The organism is Methylobacterium goesingense, assembly GCF_022179225.1.
GTDB lineage: Bacteria > Pseudomonadota > Alphaproteobacteria > Rhizobiales > Beijerinckiaceae > Methylobacterium > Methylobacterium goesingense.
Map to the genome: position 1 here is coordinate 1 of NZ_BPQL01000121.1, position 8,419 is coordinate 8,419.

The following is an 8,419-nucleotide window of genomic DNA, read 5'->3' on the forward strand; positions in this document are numbered from 1 at the left end:
CCAGGCCCGCTCCACGGTGGCGTCCGGCGGCGTCACCGTGGAGCGGGCCTGGAAGCGGGGCCAGCAATTCGGCCGCTACAAGGCGGTGGAGGACCTCCTGGCCCACAACGTCGAGGCCTATACGGGCATGCCGCGCCTGTTCTTCACCTGGGCGCTACGCGCCGACAAGGCGGTGCATTTCGAGTTCCTGGACAACAGCGTGGCCGAGGGCGAGCGGCCGCGCACCATCGCGTTCGGCACCAACGGCTGCATGAACATCCTCGACGCCGGATACCTTCTCGACATCGACCGCTACCGGGCGATCAACATCCAGGCGCGCGAGCCCGGAGCGGTTTATGCCGGGGTGCCGCCCCGCGCGGCGGTGGACATGCGCTTCCTGCGCGACTGCATCCGGCGGATGACGACGATCCGCTTTGCCGATCACCAGACGGGGCGGGTCCTCGCTCGCCTGGAGCGCGGGCGCTTGGCGAGCCTGGCCCCGGAGGCCGCGGATGGCGGAACGATCCGGCGCCTCCTCACCGATCTGCGCGTGCCGCCGGCGGCCGGCACGATCCAGGACGACGGCGAGGTCCTGGCGGTCGCCGAAGCCCGGACGCTGGGAGCCTGGGGGCCGGCCGCCAGCCCGGCAGTCATGCTTTCACGGCAAAGCTGACATCTGGGATGTGGTATATCTATTTGCGGCGCACCATGGCACACCTGCGGTGCAACATGCACCGAGGAGGCCCACCGTGCTCGCATCCATCATCGTCTCGACGCTCTGCCTGATCGCCCTTCAGGTCGTGCTCGTCGTCAAGGTCGCTGACTGGATGTCCCGCGACACCGGGAAGGTCGAGGGCCGCAACGACGTCGTGCTCGGCAGCGTCAACGGCCGCTTCGCCGGCATCGCCTGAGCCGGGACACCTCCGCCAGCGCGAAAAAAATGGCGCGTCATCGAGGGGATCGATGCCGCGCCAGTCTGGAGTGAAGACCAGGGTTGGAAGGGGTCGGGGCTCCTATTCGGCTGCGATCTTCTGAACGGCGCCGATGGCGCCGGACTCTGAAATCTTGAGGCACTCGGCGTCGGTGTAGCCGAGCACCGCGCGCAGGATCTCGTCCGTGTGCTCGCCCAGCAGCGGCGAGCGCGTGATCTCGGTCTCGCTGCCCGACAGCCGGATGGGGTTGCCCACCGTGAGGTACTTGCCCCGGGTCGGGTGATCGACCTCCACGACCGTGCCGGACCGGCGTAGGGATTCGTCCTCCGCGATCTCCTTCATGGAGAGGATCGGTCCGCAGGGCACGTGCAGCGCGTTGAGGATCTCCATCGCCTCGAACTTGGTCTTCGACATCGTCCAGGATTCGATGCGGGTGAAGATCTCGTTCAGGTGCGGCAGGCGGGCCTTCGGCGTGGCGTAGTCGGGATGCGTCGCCCAGGCGGGTTCGCCGATGACGTCGCAGATCTGCGGCCAGACCGCCCCTTGCGTGATGAAGTAGATGTAGGCGTTGGGGTCGGTCTCCCAGCCCTTGCACTTCAGGATGCGGCCGGGCTGGCCGCCCCCGGAATCGTTTCCGGCGCGGGGCACCGAATCCCCGAAGGGAATCCCTTCCCCGAACTGGCTGTATTCCGGCAGCGGTCCGCGCTCCAGGCGCTGCTGGTCGCGCAGCTTCACCCGGCAGAGGTTGAGCACCCCGTCCTGCATCGCGCAGTCGACCCGCTGGCCGAGGCCCGTCTGGGTCCGGTGATAGAGGGCGGTGACGATGCCGAGCGCCAGGTGAAGTCCGGTACCGGAATCGCCGATCTGCGCGCCCGTCACCATGGGGATGTCGGTGCGGAACCCCGTGGTGGAGGCCGCCCCGCCGACGCACTGCGCCACGTTCTCGTAGACCTTGCAGTTCTCGTAGGCGCCGGGGCCGAACCCCTTCACGGACGCGAGGATCATGCGCGGATTGGCGGCGTGGATCGCCTCCCAGGTCAGACCCATCCGGGCGAGTGCACCGGGGGCGAAGTTCTCCACCAGTACGTCGCAGGTGTCGATCAGGCGCCAGAGCACCTCGATGCCCTTGGGGTTCTTGGTGTCGAGGGTGATCGAGCGCTTGTTGTGGTTCAGCATCGTGAAATAGAGGCTGTCCACGTCGGGAATGTCTTGCAGCTGCTGGCGCGTGGCATCGCCCACGCCGGGGCGCTCGACCTTGATCACGTCGGCGCCGAACCAGGCCAGCAGCTGCGTGCAGGTCGGGCCGGATTGGACATGAGTGAAGTCGAGGATCTTGACGCCTTCGAGGGCTTTCATGGGGCTCACCCGGGTCTGGGGCGAAAGGGGGCGACGGCCGCCCACGCGGCCGTCGCGTCCGGCAGGGCGGGAGTGGCCGGCCACCCCCGTGTTCGGGAGGGCCGGGCACCCGCTGAGGATCAGGCCGGCTTCTTGCGCACCGTGCTGGTCGGGTTGAGGCTGCCGATATTGCCGCTCTCGGTGCCGGCATTCGGGTCGATCACGGCGTTGATCAGGGTGGGCTTGCCCGAGTCCATCGCGGCGTTGACCGCCTGCGAAAGCTCGTCCGGCGTCGTCACGTTGACGCCGACGCCGCCGAAGGCCTCCATCATCTTGTCGTAGCGCGAGTCCTTCACGAACACCGTGGTGCCCGGGTCGCGCCCGGTCGGGTCGATGTCGGTGCCGCGATAGATGCCGTTGTTGTTGAAGACCACGATGCAGACCGGCAGGTCGTACCGGCAGATCGTCTCGACCTCCATGCCGGAGAAGCCGAAAGCCGAATCGCCCTCCACCGCCAGCACCGGCTTGCCGGTCTCGACAGCGGCCGCGACCGCGAAGCCCATGCCGATGCCCATGATGCCCCAGGTGCCGACGTCGAGGCGCTTGCGCGGCTGGTACATGTCGATGATGCCGCGGGCGAGGTCGAGGGTGTTGGCGCCCTCGTTGACGAGGATCGCGTCGGGCCGCTCCTTGATGATGGTACGCAGCGCCCCGAGCGCGCCATGGAAGTCCATCGGCGCCGAGTTCTTCTTCAGCTTCGAGGCCATCTTGGAGAGGTTCTCCTCCTTCTTGGCCTTGATCGCGTCGGTCCAGGCGGCCGGCGGCGCCTGCCAGCCCTGGCCCATGCCGTCGAGGAGAGCGGTGACGCAGGAGCCGATATCGCCGACCACCGGGGCCACGATCTCGACGTTGGAATCCATCTCCTTCGGCTCGATATCGATCTGGATGAACTTCTTGGAGCCCGGCGCGCCCCAGGTCTTGCCCTTGCCGTGCGAGAGCAGCCAGTTCAGGCGCGCACCCACCAGCAGGACGACGTCGGCTTCTTTCAGCACCAGGGAGCGGGCCGCGCCGGCGGACTGGGCGTGGGTGTCGGGCAGGAGACCCTTGGCCATGCTCATCGGCACGTAGGGAATGCCGCTGCGCTCGACGAGGTTGCGGATCTCCTCGTCGGCCTGCGCGTAGGCCGCGCCCTTGCCGAGCACGATGAGCGGACGCTTGGCGCCCTTCAGGACGTCGAGGGCGCGGGCGATGGCGCTGGGGGCGGGAAGCTGCGCGGGGGCGGCGTCGATCACCTTGACGAGGGACTTCTCGCCGGCCTCAGCGTCCATCACCTGGGAGAACAGCTTGGCGGGCAGGTCGAGGTAGACGCCGCCCGGACGCCCCGAGACGGCGGCCCGGATGGCGCGCGCCACCGCGATGCCGATGTCGCAGGCGTGCAGCACGCGGAAGGCGGCCTTGCACAGGGGCTTGGCGATGGCGAGCTGATCCATCTCCTCGTAGTCGCCCTGCTGCAGGTCGACGATCTCGCGCTCGGAGGAGCCCGAGATCAGGATCATCGGGAAGCAGTTGGTGGTGGCGTTGGCGAGCGCCGTCAGGCCGTTGAGGAAGCCGGGTGCCGAGACGGTCAGGCAGATGCCGGGCTTCTTGGTGAGGAAGCCCGCGATGGCGGCGGCGTTGCCGGCGTGCTGCTCGTGGCGGAAGGAGATGACGCGCATGCCGGCGGCCTGCGCGAGGCGGCCGAGATCGGTGATCGGGATGCCGGGCACGCCGTAGATGTTGGTGATGCCGTTGAGCTTCAGCGCGTCGATGACGAGGTGGAAGCCGTCGGTCTGCTCGCGCTCGTGGGCCTTGCCGTGGCCACCCGGATGGGACTCGACGGCGGCGTGCGACTGTTCGGAGACAGCGGTGCGATCCATGGTGATTTCCTCCGGTTGGGGCGCTTCTTGTTTGTTCGTGCGCCGTTCTTGAAGCGGGTCTCGGGTGGGGACTTGCTGTGCCGGACGGACGGTCCGGCCATGTTTGTTCGGTTGATTCTCGCGTGCGCGCTCGCTGGCGAAGCGAGGGGGCGCGGAGCGCGCGGCCCGGCAGGGACCGAAGTCTTTCGAAAGTCCGGCCGCCGAAGAACCTTCGGCGGTCCTGCGCTTGACCGAGGTCGACGCCCCGGAACCTAATGTTCGACGTTCTGCTGCCGATTCCGGCTTCGCGGTTGCCAGTTCGAGAATGGTGGCATACCAAATACCAAGTGTCAAACCGGATCGGGGCTCTTCGGCCGATGTTGGCGAACCGCTCAGGGGACGTGACGGCCCGCGTCATCACGTCTTCGCGCGCGGCCGAAGCTATGTTGTTGTTGCAGGGGCCCTATTCAGATGTTGGCCCGGGATGGAGGGCTTCGTTTCCTTGTGTTCCGGAGGCGGGTTCGGCATGCTCCAGACCAAATGTGCGCGGCGTCGGCGTTTGTACGAAGGTTCACGGTGTAAAGATGGTTGAGTCGACGACCTTTCAAATCAAGCCCCTGGCCGCGACGTCGAGCCTGCGGGCACTGGCCTACGATGCGCTCAAAGAAGCCATCACCAACATGAACATCTACAGCCAGCGCGAGGAGGTGCGGCTCGACGAGCGCAAGCTCTCGCAGGATCTCGGCGTCAGCCGCACGCCGGTGCGCGAGGCCCTGACCGTGCTGGAGCAGGAGGGCTTCGTCCGCTTCGAGGCGCGGCGCGGCGTCTTCGTGATCAAGAAGTCCAAGAAGGAGATCGTGGCGATGATCCAGGCCTGGTCGGCCCTGGAGAGCATGGCCGCGCGCCTCGCCTGCCAGCATGCCAGCGACGAGCAGCTCGCCTGCCTGCGCGTGCACTTCCCCGAATTCTACGAGGGCCGTCCGACCGACCACATGGACGAGTATTCAGACGCTAACATCCGCTTCCACCAGAAGATCATCGCGCTCGGCGGCTGCGAGGTGATCCAGGACATCACCAGCAACCTGCTGATGCATGTCCGCGGCATCCGCAACACCGCCCTGCGCCAGGGCGATCGCGCCGCGAACTCGATCAAGGAACACGTCGAGATCATCCAGGCGCTGGAAGCACGCGACGCGGAGCGCGCCGAGCGCCTCGTGCGCGAGCACGGTCTCGGCCTCGCCCGCCACGTCGAGAAGTACGGCGACTACCTGGATTGAGGCGACACCGGGCGCGGTGACCGGAGCCGCCGCGCCCGCGCCCTCAGTAACTCGGCACCAGGCGCTCCTCCGGCAGCGGCGCCTCCATGTGGAAGTGCAGGCCGGCGGGCGCGTAGTCGATCGTGACGGTGGCGTTGCATTGCTGCGCCAGAACCCGCTGCAGCAGGGTCGAGCCGAAGCCCTTGCGCTGGGGCGCCGTCACGGGCGGTCCGCCCGATTCCCGCCAGTCGAGGCTGAGGCGCCGGCCCGAATCACCGGCCGTGACGTCCCAGGCCACGGTGATGCGCCCGCCCGGCTGCGAGAGCGCGCCGTGCTTGGCGGCGTTGGTGGTCAGTTCGTGGAACGCCATGCCGGTGGGCACTGCCAGATCGGCCGCGAGCTCGATCGGGGGGCCGTCGAAATGGACCCGGGGGCCGTCGGCGTCGTTGTAGGGCCTGAGTTCGTTCTCCAGCAACTCGTGCAGGGGCGCGGTCTGCCAGTAATCCTCGGTCAGCAGGGTGTGGGTCTTGCCCAGCGAGACGATGCGGTTCGAGAACGACTGGTAGAACGTCTCGACGTCCCGGGTGGAGCGGGCGGTGGCGCCCAAGAGCCCTTGAACCGTGGCCAGGGTGTTCTTCACCCGGTGGTGCAGCTCGCGAATCAGCAGCGCCTGGCGCTCGTGGGTCTTCTGCCGCTCCTCGAGATGGGCCAGCACCTCCCATTGCCGGCGCCGGGCGCGCAGGGCCGAGCGCACGGCGTTGGCGAGCACGGCGGGATGAAACGGCCGTTCCAGCAGGGTCACGTTGCCAAGGAGTCCGGTCAGGCGCTCGTCCGGCGAGGCGCCCCGGTGGTTGAGCAGGATGAAGGGAAAATCCGACCAGGGCGGCTGGCGTTCGGACCATTCGGCCAGGGCCCGCCGGTCGGAGCGCAGCAGGGCCTCCTCGGTAATGACCGCGCAGGCCGCCGTGTCGAGGTCGGCCACGAGTTCGGCCAGGCTCTCGCGGATTCGCGATGCGATGCCGACCTCGGCCAGGATCGCGGCGGCGACCCGCGCGTCCCGTCCCCCCGGCGCGAGGATCAGCGCGACGGGATCAGGCTGCGCCATGGGAGCCGGGTCCGCTGGCGGTGATCTGCGCGGCCTCGGATGGCCGATCGTGCAGGAGATCGGCGCGATTGCCCTCGAAGGTCGGCACGCCGGTGAGCACGCCGCGGAAGTTCTCGAGGACCGCCCCGACCCGCAGGCCCTGGGCGTCGATGCGGAACTCGCGGATCGTGTCCTCGTGGGTGCCGGTGCGCTTCTTGAGCACCGAGAGGGCGCGTCGTACCCGCCCGGCCGCCTCGAAGAAGCGCAGCATGATCACCGTGTCGCTGACGTAGGTCAGGTCGACCGGGGCCTCCATCCGGCCCACCATCCCGTGCTGGGCCAGCACCAGGATCGTCACCACGCCCTGCTGGTTCAGGTAGGTCGTCATCTCGTGCATCTGCAGCACGAGGTGCGGCTGCCCGCTCATGGCGCTCATGTAACCGGTGAGGCTGTCGATCACCACGACGCGGGCCCCGTCGGTCTCGACGGCGTCGCGGATGCGCCCCGCGAAATCCCCCGCCGAGACGTCGGCCGGGTCCATCTGCTCGACGCGCAGGCGGCCCGCTTCGATGTGCGCATCGATCGGGAGGCCGATCCCGGCGGCCCGCCGCTGCAGGATGCCGAGGGTCTCGTCGAAACTGATGACCAGCCCGGGCTCGCCCCGCTCCAGCGCGGCCACGAGGTAGCCCAGCGCCAGGGTGGACTTGCCGGCCCCCGAGGGGCCGATGATGAGGCTGGTGGTGCCCCGGTCGAGACCGCCGCCAAGGGCCGTGTCGAGTTCGGAAACGCCGCAGGCGATGGTCTCGGGCACGAACGCGGTGTGGTGGTCGGCCGCCACCAAGCGCGGGAAGATGCGGACCCCGCCGCGCCGGAGTACGAAATCGTGGTAGCCGCTCGCGTAGGGCGTGCCGCGCATCTTGATGACGTGGAGCCGCCGGCGTCCCGCCCCGTAGGCCGGGGTGATCTGCTCCAGGCGCAGCACCGCGTGGCTGATCGAGTGCAGGTTGAGATCGTCGTCCTCGGAGCTGAGGTCGTCGAGCATCAGCACGGTGGCGTTGTTGAGAAGGAAGTAGCTCTTGAGCGCCAGCACCTGCCGCCGGTAGCGCAGGGAGCCCTGCGAGAGCAGGCGGATCTCCGACAGGCTGTCGAACACCACCCGCACCGGGCTCACGCGCTCGATCTCGGCCAGCGCCATCCGCACCGTCTCGCCGAGTTCGAGGTCGGAGGAGTGAATCAGGCTCTGCTGCTGCTCGGAATCGAGGGAGAGCTCCGGGGGCACCAGTTCGTAGATCTCGAGGCCGTCGAGGGACCAGCCGTGGCGCTCGGCCACGGAGTGCAGCTCGCGCCGGCTCTCCGACAGGGTGATGTAGAGGCCGCGCTCGCCGCGCCGCACGCCATCGAGGAGAAACTGCAGGCCGAGCGTGGTCTTGCCGCTGCCGGGGCGTCCCTCGATCAGGTGGGCGCGCTGGGCCGCGTAGCCGCCGTGGAGAATTTCATCGAGGCCGACCACCCCGGTTGGGATCGGCGCTGCGTCGCCTGCGGCTGGAGTTTGCATGGGCGTTCGCATCCTGGAAAACGCTGCTCACCTTATTCGCGCCACCCCGCGTCGTCGTCGGCATATTTGCCACACGCCCGTGTGATCGCCGGTCCGGGGGCCCCGCGCCGAGGCCGCAACGCTGCGGACCCTTACGGGATCTCGCGTCCGCCCGGAACCCCCGGCCGGCCGGGCGCCCTGATCGGACAGGGGCCAAATCGCACGCCTCGGGCCGCCCGGCCTTTGCAGATCGGCTGCGCGCACCGTATCAGGGCCGGGCCTCGCCGCGCGGCCGCGTCCTCAAAGCCCGCTCAACCCCTGTCCCTTCGAAGTGCCGGAGTGCGGATTTCCGATGCGCGAACCGAACGCGGTCGATTTCTGGCGTGGGCTCGCCCTCGTCACGA

6 protein-coding genes and 1 pseudogene are annotated in these 8,419 nt (G+C 68.5%); 3 read left to right on the forward strand and 4 right to left on the reverse strand.

Going from position 1 to position 8,419, the window contains the following annotated elements:
- Positions 1 to 652 (forward strand): annotated as a pseudogene (locus tag MFF30_RS19485) (hypothetical protein); the annotation flags it as partial.
- Positions 653 to 728: 76 nt separating this feature from the next.
- On the forward strand, positions 729 to 890 hold the full coding sequence (locus MFF30_RS19490; protein WP_238281280.1) for a hypothetical protein: 162 nt from the start codon (positions 729 to 731) through the stop codon (positions 888 to 890).
- 102 nt (positions 891 to 992) lie between these two features.
- Here MFF30_RS19490 and frc read toward each other — a convergent pair whose 3' ends face one another.
- A complete protein-coding gene (frc, locus tag MFF30_RS19495) occupies positions 993 to 2,267 on the reverse strand; it encodes a formyl-CoA transferase (RefSeq protein WP_238281282.1) in 1,275 nt (424 codons plus the stop codon).
- 119 nt (positions 2,268 to 2,386) lie between these two features.
- Entirely contained in the window at positions 2,387 to 4,162 is a 1,776-nt protein-coding gene (oxc, locus tag MFF30_RS19500; protein ID WP_238281285.1) for an oxalyl-CoA decarboxylase, read from the reverse strand.
- 563 nt (positions 4,163 to 4,725) lie between these two features.
- Here oxc and MFF30_RS19505 point away from each other — a divergent pair.
- The gene (locus tag MFF30_RS19505) at positions 4,726 to 5,418 is read left to right on the forward strand and encodes a GntR family transcriptional regulator (protein ID WP_238281287.1); all 693 of its coding nucleotides are present in this window, start codon (positions 4,726 to 4,728) and stop codon (positions 5,416 to 5,418) included.
- Between the two features lie 43 nt (positions 5,419 to 5,461).
- On the opposite strand, the gene MFF30_RS19510 is transcribed toward MFF30_RS19505, so the two are convergent.
- Entirely contained in the window at positions 5,462 to 6,502 is a 1,041-nt protein-coding gene (locus tag MFF30_RS19510) for a sensor histidine kinase (RefSeq protein ID WP_238281289.1), read from the reverse strand.
- A complete protein-coding gene (locus MFF30_RS19515; RefSeq protein ID WP_238281291.1) occupies positions 6,489 to 8,036 on the reverse strand; it encodes an ATPase domain-containing protein in 1,548 nt (515 codons plus the stop codon). Before MFF30_RS19515 ends, MFF30_RS19510 begins: the two co-directional genes overlap by 14 nt.
- Positions 8,037 to 8,419: the final 383 nt, after the last annotated feature.